Annotated in this window: 13 protein-coding genes; 6 read left to right on the plus strand and 7 right to left on the minus strand. The window is 40.0% G+C overall.

All coding sequences use genetic code 11. The annotated features are described in order from the left end of the window. Position 1: 1 nt before the first annotated feature. Both ACOI1C_RS06890 and ACOI1C_RS06895 read right to left on the minus strand, forming a co-directional pair. The gene (locus tag ACOI1C_RS06890; protein ID WP_422509330.1) at positions 2-526 is read right to left on the minus strand and encodes a hypothetical protein; all 525 of its coding nucleotides are present in this window, start codon (positions 524-526) and stop codon (positions 2-4) included. Then, positions 526-648 (minus strand): hypothetical protein, encoded by a 123-nt coding sequence (locus tag ACOI1C_RS06895; protein ID WP_422509332.1) that lies wholly within the window; start codon positions 646-648, stop codon positions 526-528. Before ACOI1C_RS06895 ends, ACOI1C_RS06890 begins: the two co-directional genes overlap by 1 nt. Positions 649-804: 156 nt before the next feature. Here ACOI1C_RS06895 and ACOI1C_RS06900 point away from each other — a divergent pair, with 156 nt between their 5' ends. Continuing rightward, on the plus strand, positions 805-1,710 hold the full coding sequence (locus tag ACOI1C_RS06900; RefSeq protein ID WP_422509333.1) for a helix-turn-helix domain-containing protein: 906 nt from the start codon (positions 805-807) through the stop codon (positions 1,708-1,710). A 582-nt stretch (positions 1,711-2,292) separates the two neighbouring features. Further along, positions 2,293-4,416 carry a peptidoglycan D,D-transpeptidase FtsI family protein gene (locus ACOI1C_RS06905; RefSeq protein ID WP_422509335.1) on the plus strand — a complete coding sequence of 708 codons (2,124 nt, stop codon included), beginning with the start codon at positions 2,293-2,295 and terminating at the stop codon, positions 4,414-4,416. 38 nt (positions 4,417-4,454) lie between these two features. On the opposite strand, the gene ACOI1C_RS06910 is transcribed toward ACOI1C_RS06905, so the two are convergent. The 3 genes from ACOI1C_RS06910 to ACOI1C_RS06920 form a co-directional block, all read right to left on the minus strand. Then, the gene (locus ACOI1C_RS06910; protein ID WP_422509337.1) at positions 4,455-5,795 is read right to left on the minus strand and encodes a LysM peptidoglycan-binding domain-containing protein; all 1,341 of its coding nucleotides are present in this window, start codon (positions 5,793-5,795) and stop codon (positions 4,455-4,457) included. A 473-nt stretch (positions 5,796-6,268) separates the two neighbouring features. Further along, positions 6,269-10,441 (minus strand): LysM peptidoglycan-binding domain-containing protein, encoded by a 4,173-nt coding sequence (locus tag ACOI1C_RS06915; RefSeq protein ID WP_422509339.1) that lies wholly within the window; start codon positions 10,439-10,441, stop codon positions 6,269-6,271. Positions 10,442-10,704: 263 nt separating this feature from the next. Beyond that, on the minus strand, positions 10,705-11,205 hold the full coding sequence (locus ACOI1C_RS06920; protein ID WP_422509341.1) for a mismatch-specific DNA-glycosylase: 501 nt from the start codon (positions 11,203-11,205) through the stop codon (positions 10,705-10,707). Between the two features lie 159 nt (positions 11,206-11,364). Between ACOI1C_RS06920 and ACOI1C_RS06925 the strand changes: the two genes are divergently transcribed. Then, entirely contained in the window at positions 11,365-11,793 is a 429-nt protein-coding gene (locus ACOI1C_RS06925; protein ID WP_422509343.1) for a YwpF family protein, read from the plus strand. A 113-nt stretch (positions 11,794-11,906) separates the two neighbouring features. Further along, positions 11,907-12,707, plus strand: coding sequence for a glycosyltransferase family 2 protein (locus ACOI1C_RS06930; protein ID WP_422509345.1), 801 nt, complete (start codon positions 11,907-11,909; stop codon positions 12,705-12,707). A gap of 96 nt (positions 12,708-12,803) precedes the next feature. On the opposite strand, the gene ACOI1C_RS06935 is transcribed toward ACOI1C_RS06930, so the two are convergent. Continuing rightward, the gene (locus ACOI1C_RS06935) at positions 12,804-13,808 is read right to left on the minus strand and encodes an NAD-dependent epimerase (protein ID WP_422509347.1); all 1,005 of its coding nucleotides are present in this window, start codon (positions 13,806-13,808) and stop codon (positions 12,804-12,806) included. A gap of 173 nt (positions 13,809-13,981) precedes the next feature. Further along, complete coding sequence (locus ACOI1C_RS06940) at positions 13,982-14,962, minus strand: 2-hydroxyacid dehydrogenase (protein ID WP_422509349.1); 981 nt, start codon at positions 14,960-14,962, stop codon at positions 13,982-13,984. 184 nt (positions 14,963-15,146) lie between these two features. Between ACOI1C_RS06940 and ACOI1C_RS06945 the strand changes: the two genes are divergently transcribed. Both ACOI1C_RS06945 and ACOI1C_RS06950 read left to right on the plus strand, forming a co-directional pair. Then, on the plus strand, positions 15,147-16,067 hold the full coding sequence (locus ACOI1C_RS06945) for an acetamidase/formamidase family protein (protein ID WP_422509351.1): 921 nt from the start codon (positions 15,147-15,149) through the stop codon (positions 16,065-16,067). 11 nt (positions 16,068-16,078) lie between these two features. Further along, positions 16,079-17,452 (plus strand): APC family permease, encoded by a 1,374-nt coding sequence (locus ACOI1C_RS06950; protein ID WP_422509353.1) that lies wholly within the window; start codon positions 16,079-16,081, stop codon positions 17,450-17,452. The last annotated feature ends 39 nt before the right edge of the window (positions 17,453-17,491 follow it).

Here is a 17,491-nt window from a genome sequence, read left to right on the forward strand (position 1 = left end):
TCTATTGATTCTGACAGTTTTTTTCGACATTAGGTAAATTAAAATACGAGTATCGATTTTCATAGCCTATGCTTAAGCTTTCTAGCATTCTTGGAATTGGGACTTTCTCTCGTGGTGTGGCACTCTTCTGAGGTGATGATTTCGAATAGCAGATAACCGAAGGACCTGATTGGTGAAATAAGACGGTTACTCCAATTCCATGATTCCCATCATGTGAAAGATAGAGTAACTCAATAGATGGAGCCGAATGAGGAACATAACTTCTCCCCTGTTCCTTTACTTGTGATGAATTCTGTTTAGACAAAATTCGGGCTGATTGAAACACTGCATCCGAAAACCGAGGATGCATCTCCTTCAATTCAGGAGATGGGCTTGAAGAAAAGTGCAGGTGTGCAGGACCAATCCTCTCCTCCCTAGTATTTGAAAGTCCGTGTACCCGGATATCTGATAAATAGTAGTCTTCTATTTTCGTTTCCTCCTTTAAGGGAATTGAACTGGACGATTGGACATCCAGTTCATACTTCATTAGTGTGCAGAAGGTAATTGTTCCATTGAAACATTTGTTGTACTCGTCATAGAAGTAGACCCCTGAATACTAGCCACAACAATTATTGCGACAATAAGTAAACCGAAAAACCATTTTGCCATAAAATATCCCTCCCTTCCGTTAAGTTAATGTTACCTTATCTTCCAAACTCTTGCAGGAGCGAATTTTCTGAGCTAAGATGAAGCTATCTACAAAATTCTCCATTTTTCTCACTCAATCTTTTAAATCAAATAATCTAGTTATAATCGGAGGTTCGCATGTTTGAATGGGATTCTAAAAGGCTTGGTAAGGAGATAAAAGATCTTAGAATGCAAGCTGGGCTGTCACAAAGTGAATTAGCAGAGGATATTATATCTCAAGGACATATAAGTAATTTAGAAAAAGGAAAACTTGGAGTCTACCTTTCAGCTAAAAATTTATTTCGATTAGCAGAAAGACTTGGTGTCCCTGTTGATTATTTCTATCATGTAGCCACTTATAGTGAAATCAATTACGCAAACACAATAAAGGACAAAATAACAGAACTTATCAATATACAGGATTATCAAATGGCTTATCAGATAATTAAAAGAGAAAAAAAGAGCCCTGTATTTTTCAAGAACAGAAGAAACAAACAATTTCTACTGTGGCAAGAAGGAATTGCTCTCTTCTACATAGATAAACAAAAGGACCAAGTCTTACTACTTTTAAATGAAGCTCTTAAACTGACAAACTGCAATCCAAATATCAGTTCGGAGCAAGATATTGAAATCCTAAATAGCATTGGAATCATTCATTATGAAACAAATGATCAAATCAATGCTACAGCAACCTACAATAAAGCATTGAGAAAATTTGATGAGATTCCCTATATCAGTGACCCTTCAATCAAAACTAAACTCAAATACAATCTAGCAAAATCACAAACAGGCATCAAGAACTATCAAAGTTCTATTAAAACTTGTCTCGAAGGAATAAAATGGGCTGCCACCAATCATAGTTTGAAGTCACTTGGAAAATTACATTATCAGATTGCTTATAATCACTTGAAGATAGGTGAATTAAACGATGCCTATGATTATTTTACAAAAGCCAAAACTTATTTCGAATTGTTGGAAGACCATCAAAGTTTAAAAAAAGCAAATGAAATGCTAATCATTACAAAACAAAAACTAGTAGGATAGACTTAGGTCTACCCTACTTTTCCCTTCCGTACGTCACCCCAAACTCCAAATAAAACTTCAACAAAGTCAGTGCTTCGCCCCAGCCTGTTGCACAGCTGGCAAAGGCTATTAGATTTTCTTTGCTGGGGTGAGTAACATGTTTGGTGAATTTCAAGGATTGTTCCATCCTCGTCCTTTTCTAATGAAAAGGTAACCGGTTGTGATGGATTCACCAGGCTTCCATTCAAATTCAAAGGTGAAGCGTTGGTTTGGGAGTATGGTGGTAATTTCCCCTCCGTCTTCTGTTGTGACACGGCCGGGTCCGTACTCAACCCACTTGAATTTAATAAAGTCTTCCCCTATTTCCGTTCCTTTCGTAAACCAGGGATCCCAGAAGCCCTCTGAGGATCCCCACCATCAAGTCTTTGACTCCCTCTTTAGTCTTATTCATATATTAGAAGTCAGCACTTTTCCAATTAAATAGGCTTCAAGAGCATGATTCAATGAATTATATGATACACTTAATAGAGAAGGTACTCATCGGATTTTGTCATTTTATGTTCCAAAATATACTGTAACAGTCATTGGAGGAAGGTTCGATTTATGGATACTAATAAGAAGAAAACACATGTTCCTTTCCGTTTGAACATCTTGTTTTTTGTCGTTTTTTTGTTATTTGCCGGACTTATTATGAGACTTGGTGTTGTTCAAATTGTATATGGTGAGGATTATCGAAAAGAGGTCAACCGCACGGAGAATCGTGAAGTAAGTGTCTCGGTACCTCGTGGGGTTATTTATGACCGAGAGCATCGTGTTATTGTTGATAATTTGGCACAAAATGCGGTTACTTATACTAAGCCTCAAGGAACAAAGCCAGAAGAACTTATAAATATCGCCCAAAAACTAGCAACTCTCATCGACCAACACGAAGATCGATTTGAAAAGATTACAGAACGTGACTTTAAAGATTACTGGATTTTAACACGACCAGAAAAAGCAGCTGCTAAACTATCCGCATCGGAAAAGAAAGAAAAGGATCCGGATCCTTACCAGCTTCAGCTTGACCGAATTACTGAAGATGATTTAAAGGAAATTACAACCGATGAGCTTGAGGTGGTTTCTTTTTTTAGAGAAATGGTTAGCGGAAGAGCGTTAACACCTAAGATTATCAAAAAAGGGATTACAAACGATGAGCTTGCGATCATTAGTGAGCACTTAGCAAGCCTCCCAAATGTAGATGTCACGACCGATTGGGATCGAAACCCGCGAGTTGAGATTTTAAAATCCGTTCTTGGAGGCATCACTTCTGCAGATGAAGGGTTACCTGCTGACAAATTAGATTATTATTTAGCACGTGGTTATAGCCGAGATGACCGTGTTGGGAAGAGTCAGCTTGAAGAGCAGTACGAGGAAGTCTTATCAGGACAAAAGAAAAAGATCACCAATGAGACTGATAAATCTGGTAATGTTCTTGGTACAGAGGTTTCATATGAAGGAAAAAGTGGAAAAGACTTAATTTTATCCATTGATTTTGAGCTACAAGCAGCCGTAGATAAGATTGTTGAAGAACAGCTTCTTGCGGCAAAAGCCAATGGAGGTGGTCGATTCCTAGACCGTGCTTATGCTGTCTTGATGGATCCAAGGACAGGTGAAATCCTATCATTATCAGGGAAAGAATTAGTTAATGAAAACGGGAAATATACAGTGAAAGACGATGCATTAGGTACATTTACATCTGCTTATGCAATGGGATCTGCCGTAAAAGGGGCCACTGTTTTGACCGCTTTAGATAATGGATTACTAAATCCCGGACAGCAGATATATGATAGAACCATGTATTTTAAAGGTACCCCTCCAAAGGGCTCATACAAACCTGTATTAGGTATAGTGGATGACCGAGAAGCATTAAAGAAATCCTCCAATGTATATATGTTTCATGTAGCTTTAAGAATGATGGGTGTAAATTATACACCCCAGATGTCTTTACCACTTAGACCTGCTGCCCTTGAAGAGTTTAGGAAGAATTTTCATCAGTTTGGTCTGGGTGTAAAGACTGGTTTAGATCTGCCTTCTGAAAGCATTGGTTATCCTGGAACACTTACAGATCCTGGTCTTTTGCTCGACTTTACCATTGGGCAATTTGATACGTACACACCCCTTCAGCTAGCACAATATGTGTCTACGATTGCTAATGGGGGCTATCGTTTAAAGCCACAGCTCGTTAAAGAAATTCGTCAACCTTCTTTGGATAATGAACTTGGTCCCATTTTTAAACCTTTTGAACCCGTTATTATGAACAAAATTGAGATGAGTGACGAACATCTTTCTCGCGTGCATGAAGGTTTCAGACGAGTCATGCAAGAGCCAGGTGGGACCGCAACCAATTGGTTTGGGAAAGAACCATATAGGTCCTTTAAACCGGCTGGTAAAACAGGAACTGCTCAAGCATTTGTTGTCGAAAAAATAAATGGAGAAAAGATCATTCATAAAACGATTAATTTAACACTCGTTGGCTATGCACCTCATGATAACCCAGAGATTGCTTTTGCCATCGTTGTGCCTAACCTAAATTCTGATGAAAATCCTGTTAATAAGCTTATAGGTACAGAAATCCTAGCAAAGTACTATGAATTAAAACGAGCTAGAAGTGCAACGCCTGTGGATCCTAATGCAATCATTGTGGAAGACCCTGCACTTCAAGAATCTGAAACTGAGACGATTGAATAAAAAAAGTATTGGTGATGATTCACCAATACTTTTTTCATTTACATAACTCGCTTTGCCCCGACATAATATTTGGACCAGTATGAACTATCTAATGAATTAATCGCGATTCCACTTGAACTGGTTGCGGAAATAAATTTGTTGTCACCTATATAAAACCCTACATGAGAGATGACACCCGGTTTATTAACTGCGTAAAAAACAAGGTCACCAGGCTCGAGATTTGCTGTTGAAACGGTAGTCCCCATTTGGTAATAGTCACCAGAGGTTATCCTTGGCATATCCACGTCATGCTTGTTAAACATGTAGTACAAAAATCCTGAACAGTCGAACCCACTCGTTGTTGTGCCTCCCCATAAATACGGAACCCCTACGTAATTTCTCGAATCCTCCACGATCGCTAGCTTAAGTTGATCCATGGATTGTTCCTGTTGTTTTTCTGGTGCGGGTGCCGGTGCCGGTGCCGGTGCTTGCACTGAGCCTGGTATTACTAGCTGTTGTCCCACTTTTAGAAAATCAGAGGTTAAATGATTGGCTTGTTTTAGCACGGTTGTCGTTATACCATGCTTTTTGGCAAGTGCATAAAGGGAATCTCCAGATTGAACGGTGTATGTCGTCGATCCTTGGCTAACTTTTGCAACACCTGTGACTTTTAAGGATTGACCGACAAAAATCATGTTATTGGTTAAGCTATTTACTTGCTTAAGTTGATCGACAGACATGCCAAATTTCTTTGCGATCCCATAAAGGGATTCACCTGATTGCACGGTGTGCGTTTGGTTTGTTGATTGAGCGGCTTGGCTAGATACCTTCAATGTTTGCCCAGCAAAAATCATGTCATTGGGGAGGTTATTCAATTGCTTAATCCCATCGGTCGTTAGTCCGAATTTCTTCGCGATACTAAATAATGAATCTCCACTTTGAACTGTATAGGTTGCTGTTGTTTCGATATTGGTGCTTGTTGAAGTAGGGATGGTTAAGACTTGTCCAATGGAAATCGCATCAGATGTCAGTTGGTTTTCTTGCTTAATTTGAGCTGTCGTTGTAGCAAACTTCTTGGCTAAACTATATAATGTGTCTCCTGCCTGTACTGTATATTTGCTTTGTTGGGTAACAATGGAATCTGTTCCTGATGCTTCTGCTGACTGATTTGTTCCCCCTCCAAATGCTAAGGTTGTGACTACGATGGAACCAAGCATAACCTTAATTACATTTCCGTTTGCATTAGGGATTCTTGTGCTTATATATTCTTTGATACTTGCTTGTAAAGTTGTTTTTCTCTCAGATCTTGCTTGACCCAAATCTTGTGCAAATTCCGTAAGTGATGGGTCTAAATACAGGAGGATCGTCCCGTCCTGATCAATTCGGTGATTAATAATCATGGTGTTAGCTTCCCCCTTTTTTTTCTAGTTTCAACTAAAGGGGCTGTTTTTATTTGGTTTGGATGAGTGGGGAAATTTGTTAAAAATTAATATGATTATCCCTTTAACTCAGAACGAGATTCTCCGACACCAATTGTTTTTAAGAAAAGGTCAAATATGTGTCTATTTGGGATTTTCTATAGAAAATCTGTTTTCAAAAAACGTTGTTGCTTTTTAGAATAGGGGTTGATTGTAACGTGAGGATGCACCATTCCCCGGGGTGGGCGGTGAGCCTCCTCGGCCGAGAACGCCTTGCGTTGAGTCTCACCTGTCCCACTGCTCTAAGCAGGTGCCCGAGCACCAACTGTTCCAATCAACTCATTTATTTAAGGGTTGCCTGACACTTTTTAGAGAAAGAGCTTAAAGAAAAACACCAACACGACTACTTATTTTGAGCTAGTGGGATAATCAGTATAATTAAAACGAAGGCCCTCTTACCCGGGACCTTCTCCTGAAACTATTTCCGAGGGTTTAACCCACCCTGAAAAGGTGCTCCAGAACTCTGGATTTTCCTGTTCTAAACCCCAGTTTCCTGTTCCTTTTATTCCATATTTAGAAACAAGCTCATATTTTGCCTGAATGGATTCTTCGTTTTCGAACCATATGGTGTAATTACCTGGTTCTACTATTTCTCCAGACACCGTTAGAGCTGGATCTCCTGGTTTGATGGTAAAGGTTGCTTTTGGGGACTTACTTGCCTGATCAAACGTAACATGCCCGTTATACATGTTTATCGCTTGCATAACTTGCTCGTTTGAAATTCCGTATCCTCCAACACTTGACCCCTCTTTCCAATACCTACCATAGTGACCAATGCCGAGAACGATTTTGTTTTTCGGCACTCCATTGTTTATGGCATATTGAATGGACTTTTCTACAAAATCGATGCTAGCAATGGGTCCTGGTGCACTACCTGCATAGCTTTCATCATAGGCCATGACCATTAAATAGTCTGATGAACTCGCTAAATTAGTATAGTCATATGAGCCATGCCAACCGGTTTTGAAACCATTTGGATTTGCTGCGACAGCAACCGATACTTCTTTGTCAGCAGGTATTTTTTTTCGAAGCATTTTGGCGAATTCTGTATACTCATCCTGGTATTCATGAGTGACATTTTCAATATCAATGTTTACACCATCTAAATTGTAAATCTCTACTGCTTCTGCAATCTGGTCGGTCAGTACTACTCGATTTTCAAGTGCTTTTTCTCCGACTGCTCGTTCCCAGTGATTACTTAAAAATGGTACAACGCGTATTCCACTGCTTTGCATATTGGCAATAAAATACCGATCGACCACCTTTGTGAGCTTTAGTGACCCATCTGGATTGATATCAAAATAAGTGGGTGAAACCACATTAATGGATCCTTGAGTATGCTTCATTGTTTCCATGAAGGAGTTGGAGCTTCCGTGGTACAAGTACCCCATATTAAAGGAAGTAGTCTCAGAAACAGCTGTATGCTCAAGCCCTGCAACTAGGGGAACCTTAAGCTCTTGACCAATGAATACCATATCTGTTGATAAATTGTTGAGTGACTTCAGCTCTTGCACGGTCGTACCAAGTAAGGTTGATACTTTCCACAGAGTGTCACCCGATCCAACAACATAGCTTGAGATCCCTGTAATTTGTGGTTTACTTTTGTTTCCAAATGAGTCCACCTGCTGCACCGTAATGAATGGTTTTTGGCCATTTAAGGAAGTAATATCAATCGTTGAGTTAAAGGATTCGCTTATATTGATCTGATAGCTTTTCGTGATATTCGCCTGGCTTGATTGCCCAGATATATTGATGATAATAGTACTTTGTAATTCGCCTATCCCATTAATATTGTAAACATAACCGGTTGGTGTTCTCGTCAGCTTGCTCATTTGGACAACTGGTTGTGTAATCTTTGTGTCTTTCTGAATCGATTGGGTTATTGGTTGACTATCGTTTCCAGCAATGTCCTTCTGCGTGACAGAAACCTGTAGTTCACCTTCTGCCAGGTTGGATAGGTTCATGGGAATATGATACCTGCCATCAACAACTAAAGCGGACTCCTTGACTATACTTACTCCGTCTGTGATTTCAATTTTCACAATTGCCCCTTCTTCTTGACTTAAGCCTTGAATCGAGTAAGCATCGACATTAAACGAAGATACTTTTCCAGAATCCCCTACCTCTAGGGAAGAAACAATGGTTACAAGGGTATCTTTTACTATAGATATTTCCTTTGTAACTCCCTTATTTTCATGAATATCTTCTGTTAAAACTCTTCCAGTGATTCTACCATCTTTCAGTTTCGAGGCATTGGCTGTTAGTGCGAAATGACCTTCTTCATTTGCTTTTACCGTTTGAATAATGGTACTTGTTCCATCGGTGAGCTCAAGTTCTAGGCTAGCATGAGGTTCTGTGACACCTGTTAGGGTGTACTCATCCACAGATTCCATGTTGATGATTGGAGCAAAATCCATATCGAGACTTTTTGGACCGATTGTGTCAATAGTTGTGGACACTGTGGTGACTGGACTCTCATTTCCGACGTCATCTACTTGATGAGCGGTCATCGTTAATGTGTCTCCTGAAAAGCTTGATAAGTCAGTCTGCAGAGAAAATGTACCATCTACTCTTACTTTTGCTTCTAGCGTGACTACATTTCCTGTTGAGTCTTTAAAAGTTCCTTTTACCGTGCTAAGTGGTTCCCCTTTTCCAGAAAAGAAATAGGTAGTAGCATTGTTTTGCTGTAGCATGTTAAGTTCATCTATTACAACAGCATCAGGTGAAGTCGTATCTTTTTTCACAAGTTTTGTCACGGTATTGCTCTGATTTCCTGCAGCATCCCTTTGATAGATGAGCATTGTGAGTGTTCCATCCTGTAGGGTCGTTGTATCTACTACTGCTTCAAAGCTTCCGTTTACATCGGATTGAGCTTCTTTAGTAACTATAGTGCCTTGGATGTCTGATATGGAAAGATTGATACTTGTATTTGGTTCTCCACTTCCATTAATCGTGTAGGCGGCTGCAAGCTCAGCACTAATGGCAGGTGAATCAGAAAGAACGAGATTGCCGACAGATACATCCTTGGTTGATTGGTTGGTTGTAACTTCACCCTCATTACCTAAAGAGTCAAACGTCTTCGCTTCTACTGTAATGGGACCTTCATTTAGCATCCTCGCATCCACTTTAACTGAAAAATTCCCGGTAGCATCTGAGGTTGCTTGTTTGTTTATGGTGTGACTGTTATCCGTTATACTCACCTTCACTAATGATCCCGGTTCTGTTTGACCAGTTAGGGTAATTTCATGTTGGTTAGAGGCATTGATAAAGCTTGGTACACTAACAGTAGGTTTGCCTGGACCGACGGTATCTTTTGTTAGTGTTTGCTTTGTTGTTGGGCTTTTATTTCCTGCCTGGTCCGTAGCACTTGCTTCGATTGAGATTGGTCCGTCTTGCAAAGTAGTGAAATCTGACTTTAGAGTAAAGACACCCTCATCATTAGCGATCACTTCTTGTGTGATAGTGACGTTGGCTCCATCTGTGGCTGTGATCACAACCTTGGCTTGTGGTTCGGCACTACCTATAAGTAAGTAGGAAGCAACATTCGTTTGAAGAATCGTATCTAATGAACTCACTATTGGGCTAGCAGGTGAAGTCTGGTCTACGCTGACAACCTGCTCTGGAATCAGTAACTGTTGTCCGACAAAAATTAAATCAGTCGTAAGGTTATTGGTGCTTTTTAACGAATCCACTGTGACTGTGAATTTTTTTGCAAGTGAAAATAATGAATCACCTGAAACGATGATATATGTGTTTGGCTTCAAAGTTGGTGCTGGTGCTGGTGTAGCAACTGTTGTTGGCATCTTCAATATTTGGCCTGGAAAAATAGTTGTTGTTGTTAATGCATTTAGACGTTGTATTTCTTGAGTTGTAGTTCCATGATTCCTGGCAATTTGGTTTAAGGTATCTCCTGACTTTACGATATATTGAGCAGTTGCCGAAATCACAGGTGCCGGTTGCAAAGGTGTTATTGCAGTGGTTGTTGTTTTCGTAATGGGTATTAGTAGCTTTTGCCCAATAGATAGTCGATCCGTGGTGAGGTTGTTGGCCTCCTTAATAATGGTCACCGTTGTGTTAAGCTTTTTCGCAATAGCATACATCGAGTCCCCGCTCATCACAACATACGAGTAAAGTGGAATTTTAATTATTTGGCCAATATAGATCATGTCTGTCTTTAGTCCATTGAAAACCTTTATATCGGTTGTGGTGACTTGATACTTTCGGGCAATGAACGAGAGAGAATCACCACTTTTGACAGTGTGCGAAACGATAGGATAACCCTTTGCGATTTGATAAGTAGGTGTGCTAGCAGCTCTTGCCACAGTGCTTCTGAAGTCCCCCATATTAATCACACTAAGTAGCATAACGCCTGCCAAAATTTTAATAGTTTTAATTTTTATATTCGGATAATTTTCTTTGGCCATACGTCTTGCTTCATTTACTAAGACCTGCTGATTCTTTAGAGGATGACCAAGCTCACTTGCGAATTCTTCATGAAAACCACCAATATATATTTCAAGTGTAAACTCATAACCATCTTGGACCAGGTTGTATCGCTGAATATCCATTCCTTCACCTCTTTTTTGCAAATGTCAATAAGACTAGTGTTTGTTGAAGTTGGATTGTTCATGTAAAATCCGATCATTTTCATTGAATTTTACCCTTGTGAAGGGAATAGTTCAGTTGAAAATTAGTTATTTCTGCTTTATTCCGTCAGTTTTCAATATTTCCCATCATAATTTCCTTTTTCCCGTCAAATCCCCTAATAACCCCGACTGTTTAGGTACTGATCCGTCAAACGTTCAGTTGCTGCCCATAGATTTTCTTAGGTTTATATGTACTCATTTAGCTTTTTATAAATATCTATAATGTCACTTATTCTCATTCGAACGAGGCCACTTGATGAAGGCGCGACAAAATCGATGACACCTTCTACAACTGATATTGGTTGCACTCCCCAAGCTATTTTCTTTGTTTTGGTGAATTCTTGGTATACTCCTTTCCCTACGAAGCAGGCTACTTTTGGTTGATATTGCTTTACTTTTTTTTGCAAAATAACTCTACCTTCCTCGTATTCCTCTCTTGTAATTTCTAGCGCTTCCTTTGTTGGCCGTTCAACAATATTGGTTAACCCATAGCCAAGCCTTAGTAGATCTTGATCTTCCCTCGTGTTGTAGAGTCTCGGTGTTAAACCCGATTCATGGATGATTTTCCAAAATCGATTGTTAGGATTGGAAAAATGATGACCGCTTTCGCTTGATTGGATACTTGGGTTAAAACCAATAAATACAATTTTAAGTCCGGTTCTTAGATGGTCGGGAATTGGTTTCAAACGATCCCTCCTTGAGTGTTTTTACCGTTATTTTAATGCTTGAGGCATGAAAAGACAAAATGTAGGCATATGGACGATTGCAAGTACAATATGGTAACGTTTATGATTTGAGAAAAGAACATGCTATAATGGTGAAAACTCAGGGTACAAGGAGGAGCTATGAAAACATTTAAACTCGTGTCCTTAAGGATTTCACATCCGAATCACTTGGTAGAAAGTCAGGAAATTGTATTAGTAGACGGCCTCGTGATTAATAAGGAAGATGATGATAGACAGTGGTTGTTAGAGGGATATATGGATACGTGCTATGAGCACCTTTTCTCGAAGTTAAAAGATGAGGAACGAGAAGTAAAAGTAGAAGCAACCATTTCTCGAAAAGACAATGATCCTGCAACTTTTATTACGACCATCCAATCCATTTCTGTCATGGAAGACAATATCAGTGTTCTTTTTAATGGTCTTCTTGTCGGGAAAGCAGATATTTCAGAAAGTATTCTCACCGAACTTATTGGTGAAGGCTTCCACGGAAACCGATTATTACTGGAATTTAAAAAGCGTGTATCTGATAACAAGGTTACAGCCAAGTAAGGTTCTCTACGAAAGTTGTAGCGAGCTTTTTTTTGTTAGCCTATCGTTACTGGCGAGGATGAACGGAACTACTTATACTAAGGGTATCATGATTTTATTATGAGGAGGATCTAATGATATCCGTACTAATCCCAACCTATAATCGGTTAAACAAATTAGCTGAGCTTATGGAATCTCTTCATAGGCAGACGTACCAAAATTTTGAGATTTTGATTGTTAATGACTGTGGGATCTCGGTTAAGAAAGTAGTAGATTTGTATTCACATTTGCAAATCTCGGTTAGGAATCTAGCAGAAAATTCTAAGCAGGTTCATGCTAGAAATGTTGGTCTAGCTCAAGCGAAGGGAGACTATATTCTACTTTGTGATGATGATGACCTTCTTTTGCCTGACCATTTGGAGCGAAGTTTAACCGCCTTGGATGGATATGATCTTGTCTATTCGGATGTGGAAATTGTTGGATTTTCAGTTGTTAAGGGAACGAGAATGCCCATGAACCGCTTGTTGTTCGCTTATGAACACGATTTAGAGGCGATGAAAAAGTTTTCCACTTTTGTTTCATCAGGTTGCTTATACAGAAAAAGTATTCATGATACGATTGGTGATTTTGACGTAAACGTTCACAATTATTGGGATTGGGACTTTTTTCTTCGGGTATCCATTCAATTTCGAGTGAAGCGATTACCAAGAGCCAGTGTACTCTATGAATTTTCTGCCCTAGAGACGAATGAATCCAAGCATTTAGATGGAAAAAGAAACGCTTATTTATCCCGTTTTTGTGAAAAGCACGGTCTCGGTGAGCTGCCACAGGAGAATTTTTTCACATTATTGGAGAGGCCAGAAATGGTAAAGCGAAAAGCTAGCAGTGAAGTTTTATGGGATGGTCAACCTTTTGTATCAAGGCTTGTTATGTAAATGACCTGAGAAATTGATGACAACATTTATTTTTGAAACAGGGACATTTTCTAACAAGGTTAAGTAAGGGACTTGCGATGACTCGCAGTCCCTTTTTTAGTGGTAGTAATTTTTATACCATGTAACGAATTCGTCAAGCCCTCGTTCAAGAGAGGTAGAAGGCTGGTAATCAATCTTCTCTTTAAGCTTTGAAACATCTGCAAATGTCTCGACTACATCTCCGTTTTGCATCGGTAAAAAGGTAATAATTGCTTTTTTCCCAATTAATTCTTCTAGGAGGTTGATAAATGTTAGTAGCTTTACGGGTTCTTGATTTCCTATATTATATAGCTGATAAGGAGCGTAGCTAGTGTCGGGTGTTGGGTTTGTAGCATCCCAAAAGGAATCAGGCTCTGGAATGTGGTTCTTCAGCCTCACCATGGCTTCGACAATATCATCCACGTATGTGAAATCCCTCCTCATTTCGCCGCGGTTAAAGACCTGGATTGGTTTTCCTTCCAAGATTGCTTTTGTGAAGGAATAATAGGCCATGTCTGGTCTGCCCCAGGGACCGTAAACGGTGAAAAGTCGCATGCCTGTCGTCGGAAGCTGATAAAGATGGCTATAAGTGTGTGCCAATAACTCGTTCGCTTTTTTCGTTGCTGCATACAGACTGACAGGGTGATTGACTGGGTCTGTGGTTGAAAAAGGAATCTTCCTGTTTGCACCATAAACTGAGCTTGATGAAGCATAAAGTAAGTGCTCAATATTGTTATTTCTACACGCTTCTAATACATTTGTGAACCCAACAATATTCGAGTCAATATATGTTCTAGGATTCTCTAGGCTATAACGGACACCCGCTTGTGCAGCAAGGTGATAGACCGTTTTGATCTGATTTTCGTGGAATAGCCGGTCAAGTTCTTGTGGATTTATTATATCAAGCTCATGAAAGGAGAAACTCGGGAATTCCGCTAAAATATGTAAGCGATCTCTCTTCAGCTGCACATCATAGTAAGGATTCACATTATCCAATCCAACCACTTCATTGCCTTCTTGTAAAAGCCGTCTAGCTAAATGGAACCCAACAAACCCCGCAGCCCCCGTTACTAAAATCGCCATCTCTCTCTACCCCTCTACTCCTCTTGTTGAACTAAATTTACCACAAACCTCTTTCAAACATAAAGCCTGAAGCGGCTGCTTTACCACTTTAAAGGATTGGGGGCCTGTCCCCCATCGCTTTAAAGCGATGGGGGACAGGCCCCCGTTGCAGTAGAGCGTTGAAGTGATCACTCTTAGTTTATAAGGGTTTCTTTGTTTACTAGGTTGTCAGGGATCTCACCGCTTAGTGCTTGCAGTAGGTTCGTCGCAGCTACTTCGGACATGGTGATTCGGGTGTTGATGCTAGCTGAGCCAATGTGTGGAAGGACGACTAGATTGGGCAAGGATAGTAATGGATGGTCCAGAGTGACGGGCTCTTCCTCAAAGACATCTAGACCTGCTGCCCAGATTTTTTTTGATTTTAATGCATCATAAAGGTCCGCTTCATTAACCATGCCACCTCTTGCCACGTTGATTAGGATTGCAGTATTTTTCATGAGCGACAGTTCCCTTTTGGCAATCAAGTTCTTGGTTTCTTCTGTGTAGGGAGCTAGGATCACAACGAAATCCGATTGTGTAAGCAGGTCTTCTAACTCTACGTATGTCGCCCCGAGCTCGTTTTCTGTCTCGATATTCCTTGAGCGATTATGATAAAGGATTTTCATAGTAAAGCCCTTTGCTCTCCTTGCCACAGCAGTTCCAATACGACCCATTCCAATAATTCCAATTGTGGCTCCAAATACATCTTGGCCGGTAAGAAGCATGGGTGCCCAGGATTTCCATTCTCCTGTTCGAACAAACTCAGATGCTTCGGGAATTCTTCTAGCTGTTGCCATCAGTAAAGCGAAGGTTAAATCTGCTGTTGCTTCCGTTAGCACTCCAGGTGTATTGGTTACCATAATGCCCAACTCGTTTGCTGCTTCGATATCAATGTTATTAAAACCAACAGCAAGGTTACCTATGACTTTTAAATGAGGTGCAACCTCCAGTAGCTCGCGGTCAATTGTATCAGTTAGCATGCAGTATAATCCGTCAGCGGTTCTTATTTTTTCCATGAGGATCTTTCTAGGAACGGGAACTTCCTCTTCCTCCCACATAGTCACAACACAATGCCGCTTTAAAAGTTGCAAAGCTTTTTCAGGGATTTTTCTAGTAATATATATAGTTGGTTTCATGAGTATTTCCTTTCTAACCTTTATTATCTTTCTATTCTATCAGTATTTTTAAACATGGCATAATTCTCTTAGCATTCCTACAAAATTTAAATGTTTTACTGAATCACGTTGGATTCTATCTTTTATTAGCTTGGCATAAGATTAAAGCAAGCTTTAATTTTAACTAAATATTCAGAAATAAGAGGTGAGCTACGTGACGCAAACACTTTCAAAAGAGCATTTTATTTATGCATTCAGCAAGGAACACAATCCTGTGCTTCGTGTTCTTCCAGGATCCAGCGTGGTAATCAATACGTATGATTGTTTTCAAGATCAAATTCAAACAAACTCAACAAGAATTCAAGCTATTGATTGGGATCAGATTAACCCAGCTACTGGTCCCATTTTTGTAGAGGGTGCCGTACGAGGAGATATATTGAAGGTTACAATCGACAATATTGAGCTTGGAAATCAAGGTGTCATGGCTGTCGGACCTAATCTTGGCGTGCTTGGGCATAGAATTGATCAATTTGAAGCTAAGGTTATGCCGATTGAGAATGGTTTTGCCTTATTTAATGAGAGGGTCAAAATACCGCTCACCCCTATGATTGGAGTGATTGGAGTTGCGCCCGAAAATGAACCTGTATCCTGTGGAACACCAGGTGCACATGGTGGGAACATGGATACTACGCTTATTACTACAGGGTCCACTTTGTATCTCCCTATATTCCAAGATGGCGCTTTGTTTGGATTAGGTGATTTACATGCGGCTATGGGAGACGGAGAAATAGGTGTTTCTGGGATTGAAATTGCTGGAAAAGTGACCGTAACGTTGGATGTTATAAAAGGGTATTCCATTCGAATTCCCTTTGTACAAAATCGGGAAGGAATTGCATCCCTTGTTTCAGCGGAAACATTAGATGATGCTGCTAAGCAAGCTGTTGAAGAAATGATTGATTTATTACTCCCGTATACTGACCTTAGCTTAAATCATATCACCATGATCTTGAGTGCAGTCGGACAGTCTCAAATCTCTCAAATGGTTGACCCACTTCTAACTGCACGGTTTTTCGTACCGAATCTGGTACTTGAAGCATATAACATTCAGTTATTTCAAGACTACTAGGAGGTTGAATGATGAAGCCTTTTCAAAATCAATCAGATTCAGTTGAAAGTTTCGGATATAAACAAGAGTTAAAACGTTCTTTAACTCTATGGGACTTGTTAATTTACGGTCTTGTTTTTATGGTTCCCATTGCTCCATTCGGAATCTACGGATATGTAGCGGCGGGGTCAAATGGAATGGTTGCACTCGCCTATCTGATTGGGATGGTGGGGATGGTTTTCACTGCATTAAGCTATGCAAGAATGTCTGAAGCCTTTCCCATTGCAGGTTCTGTCTACTCCTATGCTCAAAGAGGGATCAATGACAGTGTTGGTTTTTTTGCAGGCTGGGTCATTTTACTAGATTATATCCTCATTCCATCTTTGCTTTATCTAGTAAGTGCTGCAGCATTAGGTGGGGTCGTTCCAGAGGTACCGACAATCATTTGGCTGCTCCTATTTATCGCGATTAATACCGTGATCAATATCCTCGGAATAGAAATAACCGCAAAGTTTAATAAGATTATTGTTGTTTTAGAGCTTATTGTCCTTGTTGTGTTTGTTGTGGCTGCCATTATCGCCATTTCTAGTGGGGTAAATGGAGCAGAGTTCAACTTTAAGCCACTTTACGATCCTGATCAATTTAGCTTAAGCGTGGTTATGGGAGCTGTTTCAATTGCCGTGTTGAGTTTCTTAGGCTTTGATGCCATCTCCACTCTTTCAGAGGAAGCAAAAGGCGGAAGAAGAGTTGTTGGGCGTGCCGTTGTTTTCTCCCTTTTAGTTGTTGGGGTACTATTTATCATTCAAACATGGGTAGCTGCATTAGTTTGGCCTGATTATACTTCTTTCGAAAATGCAGATGTGGCTTTTTATCAAATTGCCGAAATGGCAGGTGGACCTTGGTTAAAATGGACCACTATCATTGCTACTGCTCTAGCATGGGGGATTGCGAATGCACTCGTCGCACAAGCAGCCACCTCTCGAATTCTTTACAGTATGGCTCGTGATAAGAAGCTGCCTGGTATTTTATCAAAGGTACATCCAAAGTTCAAAACACCTTATGCAAGTACTATCTTAGTCGCCGTCATTTCACTAATTGTGACCATTTTCTTCGCTTCCAATATCGGAGAGCTTGCATCACTAGTTAATTTTGGAGCACTAACTGCCTTCTTATTCTTACACTTCTCGGTCATCTACTACTTCTTAATCAAACAAAAGAGTAAAGATTACATTAAACACTTACTTCTACCTGTTATTGGATTCTTGATTATCGGCTTCGTTTGGATTAGCTTAGACGTAAATGCCAAACAGTTAGGTTTTATCTGGATTGCCATCGGGTTAGTTTATATGATCTTCTTAAAATTCACGAAAAAAGGCACAAATTTATCCGATGATATTGGTAAATAACTAGTGAAAAGGCATCCCCTTGTCGGGATGCCTTTATTG

This window comes from Bacillus sp. DJP31, from assembly GCF_049310945.1.
Taxonomy (GTDB): domain Bacteria; phylum Bacillota; class Bacilli; order Bacillales; family SA4; genus Bacillus_BS.